Below are 19876 nucleotides of genomic sequence, written 5' to 3'. Positions count from 1 at the left end.
GCCGACCGTTGGTCGGCTGCACCCCGTCAGAACGTATACCGCACGCGCCCGTAGTAATACGCACCATTGCTACCGATCGGTGACAGCACGTCATACGGCAGGTTGCCGAAGTAGTAGATATCGTCGTTGGACAGATCCGAGTAGTTGTCGGTCAGGTTCTGCCCGCCCAGCGCGACGCTCCACTGCGGGGTGATCTTGTATTCCACCTCGGCATCCAGCTGCCACTCGGCCCCGTAGGTCTGGCGCGGAATGTAGCCATCACCGAAGTTGAACACGCGGGTGACGCTGCCATAGCGGCTCAGGCGGCTGCTCAGCGACCAGCGATCATCGGCCCAGCTGGCGGCCAGCGCGGCGCGGGTGCGCGGGGTGGCATCGGTCAGCGTATTGGTCTCTTCCACGCCGAACAGCACGTAGTCCGGGTCCAGCGCGAGCAGTCCCGGCGGGGTGGCGAGCACGTTCTTCAGCGTGGTCTTGGTGTAGGCGTAGGTGCCGGTGAGCACCAGCTCGCCATCGCCCAGCGACTGCCGCCAGTTGCTCACCAGTTCCGCGCCGCGGGTGCGGGTATCGGCGGCATTGACGAAGAAGCTCGCGCTCTGCAGGCCGGCCACGCCGAACTGCTGCTGCACGTAGTCGGTCAGGGCATCACCGGTGATGCTTTCCGACAGTGCGATGCGGTCATCGATGTCGATCTGGAAGAAGTCCAGCGAGACATCGAAGTGCTCGCCGATACGGCTGGTGAAGCCCAGGCTGGTGTTGAGCGACTTCTCCGGCTTCAGGTCGGTGGCGCCCAGGCCACGCGCGATCGGATTGTTCACCGACAGCACGCGGCCCTGCACCAGCTGGCCGGCCGCGTTGTAGCCGGTGGACGTGGATTCGTAGCCGATCTGCGCCAGCGACGGGGCACGGAAGTTGTTGGAGATCGCACCGCGCAGCGCGAAGGCCGGCGTGAATTCGTAGCGCAGCCCCAGCTTGCCGGTGAGCTCGCCACCGAAATCATCGCTGTGCTCGTAGCGTGCGGCCAGATCGCTTGAGAAATGCTCACCGAACTGGCTGGACAGGCTGGCGTAGGCGCTGGCGACATCGCGCGAGAGCGAGGTCGCATCCTGCGGGGTCAGGCCACCACCGGCCTGCGAGCCGGTCGGGCGATCGGTGAACGGACCCGCGGCATAGCTGGTCGGATCGCCCGGACGGGTCTGGTAATGGTCGCGGCGCGCTTCCAGGCCCAGGCCAAGGCTGTGGGTGATGCTCTCGCCCTGCGAGAACACACGGCCGAGGTCGACGTTCGCGACCGTCAGCTCATTGCGGTAATCACCGGTCTTGAACCGGGTCGGGCTGGTCGGGCCCAGCGAGGCGTTGAGCGAGTTGCGCAGGCGGTAAGTGAACGTGTTGATGCCGTAATCCAGGCTCGCATCGTAGTTCCACTCGCCCCACTGGCCCTTCGCGCCGGCCACGGCCTGTACGTCGCGGTTTTCGCCCTCGGAGATCGGACGGTAGCCGTTCGGGTAGATCTGCGCCCAGTTGGCGTCGCTGTCCGGGTAGCGGAAGTAGTTCGCGCCTTCGCTGTCGCGCTGGTTGAAGGTGGCGAAGCTGTAGAACGTGGAGGTTTCACCGAACGGCAGCTGCGCGTTGTACCAGGCGTTCAGGTCCTTGGTCTTGCCATCGCCGAGCACGTAGTTGCGCTTGCCCTGCAGGGCAAGGTTGGTCGGGGTCTGGTCCCACGGCGGGATCTGGTCGAAGCCGGCGCGATTGGTGCCTTCGTGATTTTTCAGCTCCAGGCCCACGCGCAGGAAGCCGCCCTCATCGCCCAGCCGGGTGCCGACCTTGGCGCTGGCGTAGCTGGTCTGGCCGTCGGTGAGGGTGCGGTCGATCGGCTTGAGGTCGGTGTGGTTGGCGCCGAAGCTCGCTTCGAATGCACCGCCTTCCGGCGCGTCATCCAGTATCACGTTGATCACGCCGGCCACCGCATCGGAGCCATACAGCGCGCCGGCGCCATCGCGCAGCACTTCGATGCGCTTGATCGCGCTGACCGGGATCGCGTTGAAATCGACCGGGGTGGTGCCCTTGCCGATCTTGCTGTCGGTGTTGACCAGGGCGCTGCTGTGGCGGCGCTTGCCGTTGACCAGCACCAGCACCTGATCGGGCGAGAGGCCGCGCAGCTGGGCGGCCCGGATGTGGTCGGCACCGCCGGAGTTGGACTGGCGCGGGAAATTGAACGAGGGCAGCAGCGCCTGCAGGGCGCTGCCAAGCTCGCCATTGACCACGCCGGCCTTGCGGATGTCCTCGGCGGTGAGCACATCCACTGGCGAGGTGGATTCCAGCACGGTCCGGTCAACGGCACGGGTGCCGGTGACGATCACGGTGTCCAGCGTTTTGGCGGTGTTCGGCGCGTCCTGCGCAAGTACGTCCTGGGCGAGCAGGGGGGAGGAAAGGACGAGCGCGATGGCAAGGCCAAGGCGCGACGCGGACGGACGGGACATGCGGACTCCAGCGGGACGACGAGGGGGAGGGAGGGGCGGGGGAGGGGCGGGGGGAGGGGGGAGGGGGGAGGAGCCGGCGTTGCCGATCCAAGGTCGGCACTACCAATCCATCCGGATGAAGCGATATATTATCTTCGCGTGATGTCCCTGTGTGACGCAAGTCCCATCGGGGTGGTTATCAGCAGATAGCGATTGGCGATCTGCGCTGGACCGGGATGTCCGGCACGCTCCTTCCCCCTGCCTGTCCCCGAGTTTCCGGAGAGTTGTCCATGTCGTTCCGCGCCATCCTGATTGCCCTGGTCCTGGCCACCAGCGGCTGTGCCACCGCTGCCCCGGCCGCCAAACCCACTCCGCCAGCCGCCGCCACGGCCACCCTGCAGGGCGACGCCGCGCGCCCGGACGCTGCGGCCGGCTGGGTCCGCAGCGAGCTGTACTTCGGCGTGGGCGAAGAAACCGGCGTGGCCGACCGCCCGCAGACCGAGGGCATCAGTGACGCGCAGTGGCGCGCCTTCCTCGACAAGGAAGTCACCCCGCGCTTCCCGGACGGCCTGACCGTGTTCGATGCCTACGGCCAGTGGCTGTTCCGTGGCGCCGCCGAGCCGAACCGCCTGCGCACCAAGGTGCTGGTGGTGCTGCACGAGAACACCCCGCAGCGCCGCGCCGACATTGAAGCGATCCGCCTGGCATGGAAGCAGGCCACCGGCCACCAGTCGGTGCTGTGGGCGCAGCAGGCGGTTGAAGTATCGTTCTGACCCAGGGCGCCGCAGCGGCGCTGCACGGAGCGATGATGAAACACGGCAATGCGATGCTGGCCGCGGTGTTGATGGGCGTGGCGGCAGCGTCCGCGCACGCGCAGGACGCCGCCCCGGCCCGGCTTCTGCTCGAGGTGGCTGGCGGCGTGCAGGTGCAGGCGACGCTGCAGGACGACGGCGGTATTTCCGTCGTACTGGCCCCGTCGGGCAAGCGTCAGGTGCTGCCGGGGGTGACCGACGCGGACGGCAACGCACGCCTGTCCGCCGAGGATGTCGATTTCGATGGTCACCCGGAGCTGGTCGCGCGTGCCGCGGTCGGCATGGTCAACGAAGCGGTCGCGGCGTACCGCTACGCTCCGGCGCGACAGGAACTGGTGGCGCTGGCGCCCATCGCGAACGACCGTGCGCAGTGCGGTGACCTGATGGGGCTGACGGTGGAGGCAGACAACCGCACCCTGAGCAGCAGCTGCCGCAGCGGGCCGATGTGGTACGTGGATCAGTACCGCTACGACGGCGGTCGCCTGTACCTGTACCGCGCCGAGCGCATGTTGATGCTCGACGATCTGCTCGAGCCGTACGTGTTCGTGAAGCAGACCGCCGACAGCGGTCCCCTGGCGGTCTGGAGCACCTTCGATCCTGAAGGCAACGTGCTGGAGACCGCGATCGGCGATGGTCTGGAGGCGCCGCGCGCCGGCTCGCCGCTGCTGCGCATTTCCGGGCATGTGATGGTGGCGCGGCTGCCGTTGTACCGCCAGCCCGGTGATGCCACGACCCCGCGGTATCTGGTGCGCGATGACCGCGTGGAGCTGCTCGATGAGCGCGATGGCTGGGTGCAGGTAAGTTATGACCATCCCACGCGCGGCGCGGTGCTGGGCTGGGTGAACACGCAGCCGTGACCCAGCGCCGGCACGCGTAAACCCACACGAGTGTCACTTGCCCGGGACTAGGCTGACGTTTCCCCCTCGTCGTGGAAGCATGTCATGAGCAAGCGCGTTGCCGAAATCGTGGTTGAGACCCTCCAGGCCGCCGGTGTCCGTCACTGTTACGGCATCGTCGGCGATACCCTCAACTACGTCACCGATGCCATCCATCACAGCGAGATCGAGTGGGTACACACGCGGCATGAGGAAGTGGCCGCGTTTGCCGCCGGTGCCGAGTCGCTGATCAGCGGGCAGCTCACCGCCTGCGCCGGCTCGTGCGGCCCGGGCGGGCTGCATTTCATCAATGGCGTGTTCGAGACCAACCGCAACCGCGCGCCGATGGTGCTGATCGCCAGCCAGGTGGTCACCGCCGAGCTGGGCATGGAGTTCCCGCAGGAAGTCGATTTCAAGGCGGTGTACGGCAGCTGCAGCGTGTTCTGCGAGCAGGTGCAGAGCGCCGAGCAGGCGCGCCGCGTGGTGACGTTGGCGTGCCAGGCGGCGATCAGCCGCCGCGGGGTCGCGGTGGTGATCCTGCCGGCCGACATCAGCGAAGCGGAGGTCAAGCACGATGTGCCGTTCTCGGTGCATTACACCCAGCCGGTGCTGCGCCCGTCGGACGATGAACTGCAGCGCATCGCCGCGCTGATCGGCGAGGGCAAGCGCATCGGCATCTACGCAGGTGCGGGCTGCGAACATGCGCATGATGCCCTGGTCGCGCTGGGTGCCCGGCTCAAGGCACCGATCGCGCATACCTCGCGCGCGAAGGACTTCGTGGAGTACGACAACCCGTACAACATGGGCATGACCGGCATCTTCGGCATCGAGTCCGGGTATCACACGCTGATGGCCTGCGACACGCTGCTGCTGCTCGGCGCGGACTTCGCTTGGGGCCAGTACTACCCGGACAAGGCCACGCTGATCCAGGTGGACCGCGATGGCAGCCATCTGGGCCGCCGGCATCCGGTGAATCTGGGCGTGGTGGGGGATATCGGCCCGACCCTGGAGGCATTGCTGCCGCTTCTGCCCGAACGCGAGGACCGCAGCTTCCTGGATGAGTGCATGGAGCACCGCGAGAAGGCGCTGGCCACGCGGGCCAAGGAAGAGCAACCGGGCGAAGGCGAGCTGATCCACCCGCAGCATCTCACCGCGCTGATCGACCGCCACGCTGCCGACGACGCGCTCTTTACCGCAGATGGCGGCTCGCCGATGGTGTGGATCCTGCGCCATATCCGCGTCAATGGGCGCCGCCGCACGCTGACCAGCCTGCTGCACGGCACGATGGCCAACGCGATGCCGCAGGCGCTGGGCCTGCAGAAGGCCTACCCGGGCCGCCAGGTGATTTCGCTGTCCGGTGATGGTGGCCTGGCGATGCTGCTGGGCGACCTGCTCACCGCCGTGCAGGAAAACCTGCCGATCAAGGTGGTGGTCTACAACAACAGTTCGCTGAATTTCGTCGAGCTGGAGCAGAAGGTCGAAGGCCTGCTGGACAACTACACCGACCTGAAGAACCCTGACTTCGGCCGCCTGGCCGAGGTGATCGGGTTCTACGGCCGCACCGTGACCCGCTCGGAGGACCTGGAGCAGGCGGTGAAGGATTTCCTGGCGCACCCGGGCCCGGCGCTGCTGGACGTGCACACCAGCCCGACCGAGCTGGTGATGCCGCCGCAGGTGGAAGCCAAGCAGGTGGCCGGTACTGCCCTGTACGCGGCCAAGGCGCTGCTGAGCGGGCGGGTCGGGGATGTACGGGACCTGCTGGCGAACAACTTCCTCAACAAGCCCTGATCCACGCTCCGGTAGTGCCGGCCGCTGGCCGGCTCCCCAGGATTCATCCGACGGTATCGGGAGCCGGCCAGCGGCCGGCACTACGCGGGCGCAATCGGGTATGCGATGACCCATACATCCCGGCGTTCCATTGATGTGCCTGTTACTGGGGGCGGCGAGGCCCTACCATCGGCTACCCCCTCCCCATGGCCGCCCCCGCGCATGTCCGCCTCCGCTCCCGTCCCCACCGGACGCCCCCGCTGGTTCGTCGCCGGCGATCTCAACGGTTTCTTCGGCCTGGTGGTCGACAACCTGTCCATCCTCGGCTTCATCGCGATGGCCCTGGTCGGCATCTTCCAGTTCCCTGCGGATGTGGTGTTCGGCCGCATGTTCCCGGGCACCGCCTTCGGCGTGCTGGTCGGCAACGTGCTCTACACCTGGATGGCGCGCCGCCTGGCCGCGCGCACCGGTCGCGATGATGTCACCGCGATGCCGCTCGGCCTGGACGCGCCGACCAGTATTGGCATGGCGCTGCTGGTGCTCGGCCCGGCCTTCCTCGCCTTCAAGGGCCAGGGCCTGGCCCCGCACGATGCGGCCATCGCCACCTGGCAGCTGGGCATGGCCTCGCTGGTGATCATGGGCGTGCTCAAGGTGATCCTGTCGTTCTTCGGCGAGGCGGTGACCCGCGCGCTGCCGCGCGCCTCGCTGCTCGGCTCGATCGCCGGCATCGCGATCGTGCTGATGGGCTTCCTGCCGCTGCTGGAAACGCTGCGCTCGCCGGTCGTCGGCTTCGTCACCCTGGGCCTGCTGCTGTACGTGCTGATCGCCAAGCGCAAACTGCCGATCCGCGCGCCCGGCGTGCTGGTCGCCTTCGTCTTCGGCACGATCCTGTATTACGGACTCGGCCTGGCCGGCCTGGGTGCGCCGGGCTTCAAGGTGCCTGAGTGGGTACCGCCGCAGGTGGTGCTGCCCTGGCCGACACTGGGGTTCATCGACGGCCTGCCGACCGCGATCACCTACCTGCCGCTGCTGCTGCCGTTCGGCCTGCTGATGGTGGTCGGTGGCATCAACGTTTCCGAAAGCGCGCGTGCGGCCGGTGATGATTACCGCACCCGCGACATCCTGCTGGTGGAGGCCGTCGCCACGCTGGTGGCCGGGTTCTGCGGCGGCGTCGCACAGACCACGCCGTACATCGGTCAGCCGGCCTACAAGCACATGGGCGCGCGCAGCGGTTACACGCTGCTGACCGGTCTGTTCGTCGGCATCGGCGGCATGCTGGGGGTGATTTCCGGGCTGGTGCAGTGGCTGCCGCTGGCCGTGCTGGCGCCGATCATCGTGTACGTGGCGATCGACATCACCACCCAGGCCTTCCAGGCCACGCCGCGCGAGCACGCCGGCGCGATGGTGCTCGGCTTCCTGCCTTCGGTGGCCTACCTGCTGGCGATCAAGGCCCCGGGCTGGATCGCCCCGGAACAGCTCGCGGCGATGACCACTACGCTGGACGGGCATGGCCTGCCGGAGCTGGCGGTGATCTTCACCCTGGGCAACGGCTTCATCATCACCTCGATGCTGTGGATCGCGGCGGTGGTGGCGATGATCGATGGGAAGCTGCTGCGCGCCTCCGGGTTCCTGCTGGTGGCGGCGGTGCTGACCCTGTTCGGCCTGATCCACTCGGTGGACCCGCGCGGTGGCATCTATCTGCCGTGGCAGCTGGAGGGCCTGCCGAAGATCATCAGCTGGCAGTTCACCGGCGCGTACGTGGCGCTGGCCGGGTTGCTGGCGCTGTTGTCGCTGCAGAAGCAGCCTTCAGAACGCGCGTAGCGCTGTAGTGCCGGCCGCTGGCCGGCTGCGTTTCATTGTGCTCACGACCAACGGTCGTGAGCTACCGAATGGGGCAGGTCTGCTGCGGAGCCGGCCAGCGGCCGGCACTACCTGCTCACGACCAACGGTCGTGAGCTACCGAATGGGGTAGGTCTGCTGCGGAGCCGGCCAGCGGCCGGCGCGGCATCATTGCTCGCCATCCAGCTCCGGGTAATGCCGGAAGATGCCATTGGTGTTGAACGCCAGGCGCCGTTCCGAGGCGAGATAGGCGGCGATGTTGGGCCGGGTTTCCACCCGGTCCTTCAGGGCGCGCAGCTGCGGCAGCGTCGGCCAAAGCGCCTGCATGCGGCGCGGGAACATGTACTCCAGCCCGCTCAGCAGCTGGAACAGCGACAGATCGACATAGGAGTGCTCGCGCAGCGGATGACGCCCACCGTTGTGCTTGAGCACGTTCTCGAAGTAACCGAGGAACTTGGGCATTCGCTCGCCGCGCATCGACGTCGCGCGCGCTTTGGCTTCGTGTTTCTGGTCGTCGTAGTACTTCGACGCTGCGATCGGGTGGTGGGTGTCATGCACCTCGGCCACCAGATCGGCGATGGTCAGCTGCAACTGCAGGGCCTGCTGCCGCCGTGAACTGGCATCGGGCACCAGGCCGAGCTCCGGTCCCAGATGATCCAGGATCGCGCCCACCTGGGCGATCACCTGCCGGCCGGTGCGCAGGAATGGGGGGGCAAACGGCTGCAGGCCCTCGACCTTGCCGTCCAGATACGGCTGCATCACGGCATCGCCGTGGACCCGCGCCATATCCGTGTAGCCCGCGCCCGCATCCTCCAGCGCCAGCCGCACGAACTCGCCGCGGCCCTGGATGCCGGTCCAGTAATACAGTTCGTAATGCATGCAGCCACTCCGTGCGGAACCGGTGGCCAGCATGGCCCGCGCAGCCGAAAGCAGGCGTGAGCGCAGCGTGGTTCCCGTGCTAGGGTCGGGCGGGGATGTCGATGGGAGCAGGCGATGCGGATGTGGGCGATGGGCGTGTGCGTGGCGATGTTGCCGGCTGCCGTAGCGGCCGACCCGGTGGCCCTGCACGATGGCTTCGGCTACAGCGATGCAGTGCTGCGTGCGGAACTGACGACGCTGCGCGAGATGAGCGGGGTATCCGGTGCACGCCGGCACCTGGGTGCGGCAGGCTATCACCGCGTCCGTGGTGAGCTGGCCGCCTCCAATCGGGCTGCACGCCAGTGCCTGGACGAAACCCGTGATGCGCCGCCTGCGCTGCAGGGGCTGGCCTTCCTGTGTGAATCCACCTTGGCCGGCAACGCGCTGATCGAGGGCGATATCGCTGGATGGGCGAGCCTGATGCTGCGCGTGCGCGAGGACTACCAGCGCACCATCGTGCCGATGCTCAAGCCCGGCGATGAGGTGCCCGATGTCACCCGCCCGGCATTCGCGGCGTTCACCGACTGGCCGCGCAGTGCGCCGCCCGTTGCCGAGCGCGAGCAGGAGGTGGCGGTGCCGATCCAGTTCAGCAACGAGCTGCCCTCGGTCACGCTTACCCTGCACGGCACGCGCGACGGCCATCCCGTCAGCCAGGAGGCTGCCTTCATCGTCGATACCGGCGCCCCGCGTTCGCACATCACGCGCGCGCTGGCCGAATCGCTGGGCCTGACGGTGACCGAAAACTTCGTGGTCTCACGCATCATCGACGACGACATCCAGCAGGCGGGGCTGGCTGCACCGATCGATATCGAGCTGGGCGGGCAGCGGGTGCGCGATGTTTCGTTCAACAGTGAAGCCACGCGCGAGCTCAACCTGATCGGCCTGGATGTGCTGCGCGCGCTGGGACGGGTCCGCCTTTCCCGCGACACGCTGACGCTGCTCGGGACGCAGACTCCAGCCGCCTGCACACGGCGGATGGTGTTCACCTCCTCGTTGTGGGGGCCGTTCCAGCAGGCCCGCTACCCGATCCGCGGTCGCGAAAACACGCTCATGCTGGTCGACACCGGCTTCAATGGGGCATTCCAGATGCGGGGTGCGCCGCGTTCGTCGGTGCCGGCCGCCGCAATCCAGCGCAAGAATGTCATCACCACGCGCGGGGCGGAGGACATCGAGTACGCGCCGGCCAGCACGCCACTGCAGGTGGCCGATACCTTGGCGAACATTCCGGTGGATATCGCCTTCCAGCCGCCGGATCTGTTTCCCTCGTCCTGGCGGGTCGGCTACGGCGTCACCGGCGGCTACGACGTGGCGCTGGACCTGCCGGCCGGCATCGGCTGCCTGGTGCCATTGCCGCCCGAACCGCCCCTGCTGGGCCGCCCGCCAGGGGCCTGACGAAGCCTGAATCGGCATCTCATCCACCCTTGAAACACGCCCCCGTAACCGCATCTCAGGGACAGTGCTGGCACGGCCAGCCCCGTTTACATCGAGGACAAGAACATGCGGATGGACAAGCTCACCTCGCGTTTCCAGCAGGCGCTGGCCGACGCGCAGTCGTTGGCCGTGGGCCGCGACCACAACATCATCGAACCGGTACATGTGTTCAGCGCGCTGCTGGACCAGCAGGGTGGCAGCACGCGCCCGCTGCTGGCCCAGGCCGGCGTCAACGTGCCGGTACTGCGCGAACGTTTGAATGAAACCCTGGAGGCCCTGCCCAAGGTCTCCGGGCAGGAAGGCAACCTGTCGATCGGCAACGATCTGAACCGGCTGCTCAACAACACCGACAAGCTGGCCCAGCAGCACGGCGATGCCTTCATCGCCAGTGAGTGGTTCGTGCTGGCCGCGGTCGACGATGGCGGCACCCTGGGCATGGCGCTGCGCGCCGCCGGTGCCGACAGGAAGAAGATCGAAACCGCCATCGACAAGGTGCGCGGCGGCGAGACCGTGCAGTCGGAAAATGCGGAAGACCAGCGCCAGGCGCTGGAGAAATACACCATCGACCTGACCGCGCGCGCAGAGAGCGGCAAGCTGGATCCGGTGATCGGCCGCGATGAGGAGATCCGTCGCACCATCCAGGTCCTGCAGCGCCGCACCAAGAACAACCCGGTGCTGATCGGTGAGCCCGGCGTGGGCAAGACCGCCATCGTGGAGGGCCTGGCCCAGCGCATCATCAACGACGAAGTGCCCGAGGGCCTGCGCGGCAAGCGCGTGCTGTCGCTGGACATGGGCGCGCTGATCGCCGGTGCCAAGTTCCGCGGCGAGTTCGAAGAGCGCCTGAAGGGCGTGCTCAACGACCTGGCCAAGAGCGAAGGGCAGGTGATCCTGTTCATCGACGAACTGCACACGATGGTCGGCGCCGGCAAGGCCGACGGCGCGATGGACGCGGGCAACATGCTCAAGCCAGCGCTGGCGCGCGGTGAGCTGCACTGCGTCGGTGCGACCACGCTGGACGAATACCGCAAGTACATCGAGAAGGATGCTGCGCTGGAGCGCCGCTTCCAGAAGGTGCTGGTGGGCGAGCCGAGCGTGGAAGACACTATCGCGATCCTGCGCGGGCTGAAGGAAAAGTACGCCGTGCACCATGGCGTGGAAATCACCGACCCGGCGATCGTCGCCGCGGCCACGCTGTCGCACCGTTACATCGCCGACCGGCAGTTGCCGGACAAGGCCATCGACCTGATGGACGAGGCCGCCTCGCGCATCCGGATGGAGATCGACTCCAAGCCGGAGGAACTGGATCGGTTGGAGCGCCGCGTGATCCAGCTCAAGATCCAGCGCGAAATGCTCAAGAAAGAAAAGGACGACGCCTCGCGCCAGCGCCTGGCCGATCTGGAAACCGACATCGATGCGCTGGAGCGCGAGTTCTCCGATCTCAATGAAATCTGGAAGTCGGAGAAGGCGACGCTGCAGGGTGCCACCCGGATCAAGGAACAGATCGAACAGGCCAAGCTGGAACTGGAATCGGCGCAGCGCCGCCAGGATTTCGGCCGTATGAGCGAGATCCAGTATGGGCAGCTGCCGCAGCTGGAAAAGCAGCTGGCCGCCGCGCAGGAAGTGGAAACCAGTGAGTTCAAGCTGGTCCAGGACCGGGTGACCGCCGAGGAGATCGCCGAAGTGGTCTCGCGTTGGACCGGCATCCCGGTCAACCGCATGCTCGAAGGCGAGCGCGACAAGCTGCTGCGCATGGAAGAGGTGCTGCACAACCGCGTGGTCGGCCAGGAAGAGGCGATCAAGGTGGTCTCCGATGCGGTGCGGCGTTCGCGTGCGGGCCTGTCCGATCCGGACCGTCCCAGCGGCTCGTTCCTGTTCCTGGGGCCGACCGGCGTGGGCAAGACCGAGCTGTGCAAGTCGTTGGCCGAGTTCCTGTTCGACAGCGCCGACGCGATGATCCGCATCGACATGAGCGAGTTCATGGAGAAGCACAGCGTCGCGCGCCTGATCGGTGCGCCCCCGGGCTACGTGGGCTACGAAGAAGGTGGCTACCTGACCGAGGCGGTGCGTCGTCGCCCGTATTCGCTGATCCTGCTCGATGAGGTGGAGAAGGCGCATCCGGACGTGTTCAACATCCTGCTGCAGGTGCTGGACGATGGCCGCCTGACCGATGGCCAGGGCCGCACGGTGGACTTCCGCAATACCGTCATCGTGATGACCTCCAACCTGGGCTCGCACCAGATCCAGGACATGAGCAGCGATGACAGCCCGGAGGCCTACACGCAGATGAAGGCCGCGGTGATGGGCGTGGTGCAGGCGCACTTCCGCCCGGAATTCATCAACCGCCTGGACGACATCGTGGTGTTCCACCCGCTGGACAAGGTGCAGATCAAGCAGATCGCCCGCATCCAGATGCAGGGCCTGGAAAAGCGCCTGGCCGAACGCGGCCTGCGCATCGAGGTCAGCGACGAGGCCTTCCAGCTGCTGGGCAACGTCGGCTTCGATCCGGTCTATGGTGCGCGTCCGCTCAAGCGTGCGATCCAGTCGCAGCTGGAGAACCCGCTGGCGCAGAAGATCCTGTCCGGCGAGTTCCTCAACGGCGATGTGATCCGGGTCGATGCGGCCGAGGGCAAGCTGGTGTTCGTGAAGGGCTAAGCCCCGCGCGCACCGGCGGCCTGATAACCGTTGAGCCTCACACCATGCATGTTTGGCATGAACCCCCGCCTCGGCGGGGGTTTTTTGTTCGGTATCGTCGGCATTCACCTGGAGGCGATGCGCTATGTCCGAACACGGCAGTCCCGAATCACAGTGGCGCGCGGAGACCATCGCGGTGCATGGCGGTTACCGGCCCGACCCCACCACGCGCGCGGTGGCAGTGCCGATCTACCAGACCGTGGCCTACGCCTTCGATGACACCCAGCACGGCGCGGACCTGTTCGACCTGAAGGTGCCGGGCAACATCTACACCCGCATCATGAACCCGACCACGGACGTGCTCGAGCAGCGCATCGCCGCGCTGGAGGGCGGGATCGGTGCACTGGCACTGGCCTCGGGCCAGGCCGCGATCACCTACGCGATCCAGACCATCGCCGAGGCGGGCGACAACATCGTCTCGGCCAGTGCCCTGTACGGCGGCACCTACAACCTGTTCGCGCACACGCTGCCGCAGTTCGGGATCGAAACGCGCTTTGCGGACTACCGCGATCCGCAGGCGTTCGGGGCGCTGATCGATGACCGCACCAAGGCGGTGTTTGTCGAATCGATCGGCAACCCGCGCGGCAACATCACCGATATCGAAGCCGTGGCGAAGATCGCGCATGCGCACGGCGTCCCGCTGATCGTGGACAACACGGTCGCCACGCCGTACCTGCAGCGCTCGTTCGACTTCGGCGCGGACATCGTCGTGCATTCGATGACCAAGTATCTCGGTGGTCATGGGACCAGCCTGGGCGGGGCGATCGTGGATTCCGGTCGCTTCCCCTGGGCGGAGCACAAGCAGCGCTTCCGCCGCTTGAACGAGCCGGACGTGAGCTACCACGGCGTGGTCTACACCGACGCCCTCGGGCCGGCCGCCTACATCGGCCGCGCGCGGGTGGTCCCGCTGCGCAATACCGGCGCGGCCATCTCACCGTTCAATTCCTTCCTGATCCTGCAGGGCATCGAGACCTTGGCGCTGCGCCTGGACCGGATCAACGCCAACACGCTGGCGGTGGCCGAACACCTTCAGCGCCATCCCAAGGTGGCGTGGGTCAACTACGCCGCGCTGCCCGACCATCCCGAGCACGCGTTGGTGCAGAAGTACCTGCGCGGCCACGGTTCCGGCGTGCTGACCTTCGGCCTGCCCGGTGGCCGCGCCGCAGGCGCGCGCTTCCTGGATGCGCTGCAGCTGTTCACCCGCCTGGTGAACCTGGGCGATGCCAAGTCACTGGCTACGCACCCGGCCTCGACCACCCACCGGCAGCTGGATGCGGCCGAGCTGGAGAAGGCGGGCGTCAGCGAAGACACGGTGCGGCTGTCGGTGGGCATCGAACACATCGACGACCTGCTCGCCGATCTGGAGCAGGCGTTGGCCAAGGCGTAGTGGCAGGACCCACGGCGGCCGGTGCGGGCCGGCCGCCGTGGGGTTTTTCCATGGGGCCATGGGATTCTCCGCCATGGGGTAGAGCCACGCCATGCGTGGCTGCTTCTTCTTCCGGCGCCGCAGCCACGCATGGCGTGGCTCTACCGGCAGGGTTAGGATCGGCTGACGATCGCCCAACTGCGCAAGATCGGCCACGCGCAGGGGCGCGGCAGCACGCACGCTGAGCGTCACCTAGAGAGGGAGCCCGCCATGCGCCGCATTGCCCAGGTCCGCCAGCGCCACGGTATCGATCGCGTCATCGCCCATCTGCAGGCCTGCCTGCGTGCTGGCGATCCCTTGCCGGATCTGGAAGCGCTGGCCGCGATCGCGCACCAGTCACCGTTCCATTTCCATCGCCTGTACCGCGCGCTGACCGGCGAAACGCCCGGGCGCACCGTGGCGCGCCTGCGCTTGCTGCAGGCGCTGCAGCTGCTCGGCCAGGCGGACAGCCGGGTGACCGAGGTGGCCTTGAACGTCGGTTATGAAAGCCCACAGGCGCTGGCCCGTGCCTGTCGCCAGGCGCTGGATGCCACGCCGAGCAGCCTGCGCGAGAATGCCGGGCTGCGCAGCCACTGGCAACAGCGGCTGGCACGCCCGCCGGGCGATCACGCCGACGGGACGGTGCCGTTGCAGGTCACGGTGACCACACTGGAACCCTTCGATGTGGTGGCGCTGCGCACGCAAGGGGCCTTCGATGATCTGGATCAGGCGTTCGGCGAGATCTTCACCTGGGCCGCCGAGCAGGGCTGGGTCGAACAGCTGCAGCAGCTGATCGGCATCGCACGGACGGACCACCGCGATGCGCCGGCGCAGGAATGCGTATTCGATTGCGCAATGGGCTTCGGGCGCACGCCGCAGGCGCTACCCACCCCGCTGCGTGCGCTGACGCTGGGCGGTGGCACGTATGCCGTGCTGCGCCATGTGGGCAGTTACGCGGGCCTGGAAGCGGCCACTGATGCCCTGCTACGCGACTGGCTGCCCGACAGTGGTCACACGCTGCGCGATGCAGAGCTGTACTACCACTACCTGGATGACCCCGAAGAGGTGCCCGACGCCATCCTGCGCGCCGATATCTGCGTGCCGGTGGGGTAGCGGCGGTCAGACCACCGGAATGCTGTGCTGCTGCCCCATCGTGCGGTACGGCGGGGTGGACATCACCATCTCGGCCAGCGAGTAGGCCAGCTCGCGCTCGGCCATGACCGTGCCATCGGCGCCGTGGGCGAGCAGGTGCTTCACCTCGGCATCGCTGTGTGCGCGCGCCAGCAGGGTCAGGCCCGGATTGAGCGCGCGCAGCTTGGCCAGGGTCTCACCGGCTTCCAGCGGCTGCGGAATCGCCAGCACGGCGATCTTGGCGCGCTCGGGGTGTGCTTCGGCCAGCACGCGATCGGAGGCCGCGCTGCCACGGATGCCCGGCAGGCCGGCCGCATGCGCCTCGGCGACGTGCTCCTTGTTGTCGTCGATGATCATCACCGGCACGCCACGGTCGCGCAGGACCTGCGCCAGCGCGCTGCCGACGCGGCCGTAGCCGATCACGATGGCATGGTCGTGCAGGTCCAGCGAGGGGCCGGGCGGCAGCTCGGTCTCCACCGCAGTGGGGGTGGTTTCCTGGTTCTTCAGCAGCCAGCGGTCGAGCAGGCCGAACACCAGCGGGTTGAGCATGATCGAGATCAGCGCGCCGGCCAGTACCAGGGCCTGGCCGGTCGGCGGCAGGATCTTCAGGGTCACGCCGAGGCCGGCGATGATGAAGGCGAACTCGCCGATCTGCGCCAGGCTGGCCGAGATGGTCAGCGCGGTACCCGTCGGATGGCCGAAGGCACGCACGATCACGAACGCGGCGGCAGACTTGCCGAACATGATGATCGCGGCGGTGGCCAGCACCTGCCACGGGTGCTCGATCAGGATGGCCGGGTTGAACAGCATGCCGACCGAAACGAAGAACAGCACCGCGAACGCATCGCGCAGCGGCAGGGAATCGTTGGCGGCCTTGTGGCTCAGCTCCGATTCGTTGAGCAGCATGCCGGCGAAGAACGCGCCCAGCGCGAAGGAGACGCCGAACAGCATCGCCGAGCCGAACGCCACGCCCAGCGCGATCGCCAGCACGGCCAGGGTGAACAGCTCGCGCGAGCCGGTACCGGCGATGCGTTCCAGGATCCATGGGATCACCCGGCGCCCGACCACCAGCATCACCGCCACGAACAGGCCCAGCTGCACGAAGGTCCAGCCGATGCTGGCCAGCACGCTGCCGACGGTATGGGTTTCATTGGCCGCATCGGGGCCGAACACGCCGGCCAGCACCGGCATCATCACAAGCGCCAGGACGCAGGCCAGGTCTTCCACGATCAGCCAGCCGATCGCGATCTTGCCGCGCGTGGTTTCCAGCAGGCGCCGTTCTTCCATCGCGCGCAGCAGCACCACGGTACTGGCGGTGGCCAGCGAGAAACCGAACACCACGCCGTAGATCACCGGCCAGCCCATCAACGCGGCCAGGCCCCAGCCGAGCAGCGTGGCGACCAGGATCTGGCCGATCGCACCCGGGATGGCGATCGCTTTGACCTCCATCAGATCTTTCAGCGAGAAATGCAGGCCGACCCCGAACATCAGCAGCATCACACCGATCTCGGCCAGCTGGTTGGCCAGGGCCTGGTCGGCAACGAAGCCGGGGGTGAACGGGCCTACGCAGATGCCTGCAATCAGATAACCGACCAGGGGAGACAAACGCAGCTTGTTGGCCAGCGCGCCGAAGATGAAGGCGAGCCCAAGGCCAACGGCAACGATGTTGATCAGGTCGGTGTCATGGTGCATCGGGGCTCGCAAAGATGGGGGGTGCCCCGATTTTCACCGATGCAGCCGGTCCGGGCAAACATCCTTGCTCGCAATGCTGCTATGTCCCCGTGGTCAGGTCATGTGCTGTCCGGGACAGCGAAGGCGCGCTGCGATGAATGCGCAGATCCCGGCATTTCGGCGGCCCAAACGCACATGCCCCGGGTGACCGGGGCATGGGAAAACCGGTGTTGCCGGCCGGCGGCCGGCACTACCCTGTTACCACTTGTAGGTCACGCGGCCGTACACGTAGGCACCATTGAACCCGTACGGCGAGTAGTTGCTGTAAGGCAGCATGCCCCAGGTGGAGTTCTGCAGGTCCACGGTGCGGTCGGGGTACTCGTCCAGGATGTTGTCCGCACCCAGGGTCAGGGTCCAGTTCTCGCTGGGCTTGTAGCTGGCCGAGGCATCGAGAACCCACGAGGCGTCGTAGGTCTGGTCACGCAGGGCGGTGGCCGAGTTGCGCACGGTGAACGAGCCGTAGCGCGTGGCGGCCAGGTTGAGGTCCCAGCGATCCGAACGCCACGTGCCGCTGAGGATGGTCTTGTCGCGCGGGTAGCTGTCTTCGATGCGGCCGATCTCATCGCGGCCGATCAGCGACTGGGTGATGCCCAGCGCGCCGAACACCGCCGGCGAGGCGATGAACTTCTTCACCTCGGTCTCGTTGTAGCTGTAGGCCGCGGTCAGTTCCAGCGAACTGGCGGCGAAGGGGATGGTGTAGCTGGAGACCGCATCCACGCCGCGGGTGCGGGTGTCCACGCCGTTGGTGAAGTAGGAGAACGCCGTGACACCCGGCAGCCCCAGGTTGGACAGCAGCGCATTGGCGGCGTCATTGGTGGTGATGTTGGTGGACAGCACGATGCGGTCATCGATGTCGATCTGGTACGCATCCACGGTCAGGTACAGCCGGTCCACCGGCTGCAGCACCAGGCCCAGGCTGTAGGAGGTCGAGCTCTCGGCCTTCAGCGGGCTGGCGCCCAGCGCCTGCGCGGCCGGGCTGGTGGTCGGGAAGGTGCCGCGTTCGACGAACACGCCGTTGACGATCGTGCTGGTCACCGCCTGGTAGCTCTGCTGGGCCAGCGACGGCGCGCGGAAGCCGCTGGACGCCGTGGCGCGCAGGGCGACCTTGTCGGTGAAGGCGTAGCGTGCGGAGAGCTTGCCGGAGAACTTGTCGCCGAAGTCCGAGTAGTCCTCGTAGCGGCCGGTGACACCGGCGGAGAACTTGTCGCTGAGGTCGGCTTCCAGGCCAGCGTAGACGGCGTAGTTGTCGCGGTCGGCGTCCACGGCGTTGAGCGGGGTGAAGCCGCCGAAGCCCTGCGCACCGCTGCCGGTGTAGGAATTCAGTTCACCGGCCGATTGCTCCCACTTCTCCTTGCGGTACTCACCGCCGAAGGACAGCGTGACCGGGTAGGCCAGGCCCCAGTCCAGTGTCTTGGTCACATCGGCATTGACGATGTTCTGGGTGTACTCCAGCGCGCCGTCGTAGAACGAGCGCGGGCTGTTTACGCCGAGTGCGTAGTTGATGCTGTTGCGGGTGTGGAAATCGATCTTGTTGGCGCCGTAGTTGTAGCTGACATCCCAGTTCCAGCCGCTGTCCGTATCGCCCTTGACGCCAGCGACCAGCGAGCGGTCCTTGGAGTACTGGTTGATCTCCGGCACGAAGCCGTTCGGGTAGGTCTGCGCCAGCAGCGCGCCCTGGCTGAGGTGGTTGCGCGAGCGGTAGAACGCGAACGAGGTGATGTCACGGTTGCTGGCCATCGCCGTGGCGTAGGCCGAGACGTGGTCGCTGAACTGGAAGCTGGCGTTGGCCGAGGCGGCGGTCGCATCCACCTGCGGATCGCCGACCACGAAGGTGGTCTGGCCGATGCTGGGGAAGTTGCTCGTGTTCGGCGTGGTGCCCTGGTAGGGACCGGCACGGTTGCTTTCGTCCTGCTGGATGATCTGGCCGGCCACGTGCACGCTGCCACGGCCGTCGGCGAAGCCGATGCCGGTATCGCCGGAGAGCTGGTACTTGTTGCCGTCACCGGCCGAGTACTGGCCGGCGTCCAGCGCCAGGCTGCCGCCGGAGGACGAGCCTTTGAGCACGATGTTGATCACGCCGGCGATGGCGTCCGAGCCATACTGCGCCGAGGCGCCGTCGCGCAGCACTTCCACGCGTTCGATCGAGGCGATCGGAATCGCGTTGATGTCCACCGCCGAGGAGCCGCGGCCGATGCTGCCGTTGACGTTGATCTGGGCCGAGGTGTGGCGGCGCTTGCCGTTGACCAGCACCAGCACCTGGTCCGGGGAGAGGCCGCGCAGCTGCGCCGGGCGGATGCCGCTGGTGCCGTCGGTCAGGGCCGGGCGCGGGAAGTTCAGCGAGGGCAGGGCGCGGGCCAGGGCCGTGGCCAGTTCGGTGGTGCCGGTGGACTGCAGCGCCTCGGGGGTGATGATGTCGATCGGCGACTGCGACTCGGCCACGGTGCGGTCGGCCACGCGGGTGCCGGTGACGATGATGGTGTCCAGGGTGTTGGCCGCCGTGCGGGCGGGCGCATCCTGGGCCGTAGCGGCGAAGCTGGACATACCGAGCGCGACAGCTACGGCGGCGGCGAGCGTACTGGTCTTGCGGTTCATCAGGATGTGGCTCCGGTAGTGGCGGTGCTGCACCAAAGCGACATCACGACATCGAGGATCGGGTCTGCGAAGGCGGTTGTTGCGGTGCGCAATAGAGGGATTAACGGGATATTCATCGCTTGTCAAATGTTTGCCGTTTTCGCAAAAAACGTTGCAGCAGCAACCATTTACGTGAGGCGGGGGATTCGACAGGAGGGTCCCGGGGAAGCGCGGGCAGGGTCGTGGGAG

General features: G+C 67.0%; 12 protein-coding genes. 8 read left to right on the top strand and 4 right to left on the bottom strand.

What is annotated here, in order from left to right; genetic code table 11:
• Positions 1-26 precede the first annotated feature (26 nt).
• Positions 27-2477 (bottom strand): TonB-dependent receptor plug domain-containing protein, encoded by a 2451-nt coding sequence (locus tag PV764_RS06755; RefSeq protein WP_284128843.1) that lies wholly within the window; start codon positions 2475-2477, stop codon positions 27-29.
• A gap of 269 nt (positions 2478-2746) precedes the next feature.
• Here PV764_RS06755 and PV764_RS06750 point away from each other — a divergent pair, with 269 nt between their 5' ends.
• From PV764_RS06750 to PV764_RS06735, 4 genes are all read left to right on the top strand, one after another.
• Positions 2747-3229, top strand: a complete 483-nt coding sequence (locus PV764_RS06750) for a DUF3574 domain-containing protein (RefSeq protein ID WP_070471240.1) — start codon at positions 2747-2749, stop codon at positions 3227-3229.
• A 35-nt stretch (positions 3230-3264) separates the two neighbouring features.
• Complete coding sequence (locus tag PV764_RS06745; RefSeq protein ID WP_421116346.1) at positions 3265-4125, top strand: XAC2610-related protein; 861 nt, start codon at positions 3265-3267, stop codon at positions 4123-4125.
• An 84-nt stretch (positions 4126-4209) separates the two neighbouring features.
• Positions 4210-5931, top strand: coding sequence for a thiamine pyrophosphate-dependent enzyme (locus PV764_RS06740; RefSeq protein ID WP_284128844.1), 1722 nt, complete (start codon positions 4210-4212; stop codon positions 5929-5931).
• 201 nt (positions 5932-6132) lie between these two features.
• The gene (locus PV764_RS06735) at positions 6133-7731 is read left to right on the top strand and encodes a membrane protein (protein ID WP_046273848.1); all 1599 of its coding nucleotides are present in this window, start codon (positions 6133-6135) and stop codon (positions 7729-7731) included.
• Positions 7732-7917: 186 nt separating this feature from the next.
• Here PV764_RS06735 and PV764_RS06730 read toward each other — a convergent pair whose 3' ends face one another.
• Complete coding sequence (locus tag PV764_RS06730; RefSeq protein ID WP_421116345.1) at positions 7918-8628, bottom strand: glutathione S-transferase; 711 nt, start codon at positions 8626-8628, stop codon at positions 7918-7920.
• A 114-nt stretch (positions 8629-8742) separates the two neighbouring features.
• Here PV764_RS06730 and PV764_RS06725 point away from each other — a divergent pair, with 114 nt between their 5' ends.
• The 4 genes from PV764_RS06725 to PV764_RS06710 all read left to right on the top strand — a co-directional run bounded on the left by PV764_RS06725 (position 8743) and on the right by PV764_RS06710 (position 15307).
• Positions 8743-10059, top strand: coding sequence for a retroviral-like aspartic protease family protein (locus tag PV764_RS06725; protein ID WP_421116344.1), 1317 nt, complete (start codon positions 8743-8745; stop codon positions 10057-10059).
• 105 nt (positions 10060-10164) lie between these two features.
• Complete coding sequence (gene clpB, locus PV764_RS06720) at positions 10165-12750, top strand: ATP-dependent chaperone ClpB (RefSeq protein ID WP_046273851.1); 2586 nt, start codon at positions 10165-10167, stop codon at positions 12748-12750.
• Between the two features lie 124 nt (positions 12751-12874).
• Positions 12875-14176, top strand: a complete 1302-nt coding sequence (locus PV764_RS06715) for an O-acetylhomoserine aminocarboxypropyltransferase/cysteine synthase family protein (protein ID WP_421116343.1) — start codon at positions 12875-12877, stop codon at positions 14174-14176.
• Between the two features lie 249 nt (positions 14177-14425).
• A complete protein-coding gene (locus tag PV764_RS06710) occupies positions 14426-15307 on the top strand; it encodes an AraC family transcriptional regulator (protein ID WP_421116342.1) in 882 nt (293 codons plus the stop codon).
• 6 nt (positions 15308-15313) lie between these two features.
• Here the strand turns inward: PV764_RS06710 and ybaL are convergent, their stop codons facing one another.
• Both ybaL and PV764_RS06700 read right to left on the bottom strand, forming a co-directional pair.
• The gene (ybaL, locus tag PV764_RS06705) at positions 15314-17017 is read right to left on the bottom strand and encodes a YbaL family putative K(+) efflux transporter (protein ID WP_019186130.1); all 1704 of its coding nucleotides are present in this window, start codon (positions 17015-17017) and stop codon (positions 15314-15316) included.
• 237 nt (positions 17018-17254) lie between these two features.
• Positions 17255-19648, bottom strand: a complete 2394-nt coding sequence (locus PV764_RS06700) for a TonB-dependent receptor plug domain-containing protein (protein WP_421116341.1) — start codon at positions 19646-19648, stop codon at positions 17255-17257.
• Positions 19649-19876: the final 228 nt, after the last annotated feature.

Source organism: Stenotrophomonas sp. AS1 (assembly GCF_048957655.1).
In the GTDB taxonomy this organism is placed as follows: Bacteria; Pseudomonadota; Gammaproteobacteria; order Xanthomonadales; family Xanthomonadaceae; genus Stenotrophomonas; species Stenotrophomonas bentonitica_A.
This window is presented reverse-complemented; position numbering and strand designations above follow the sequence as displayed.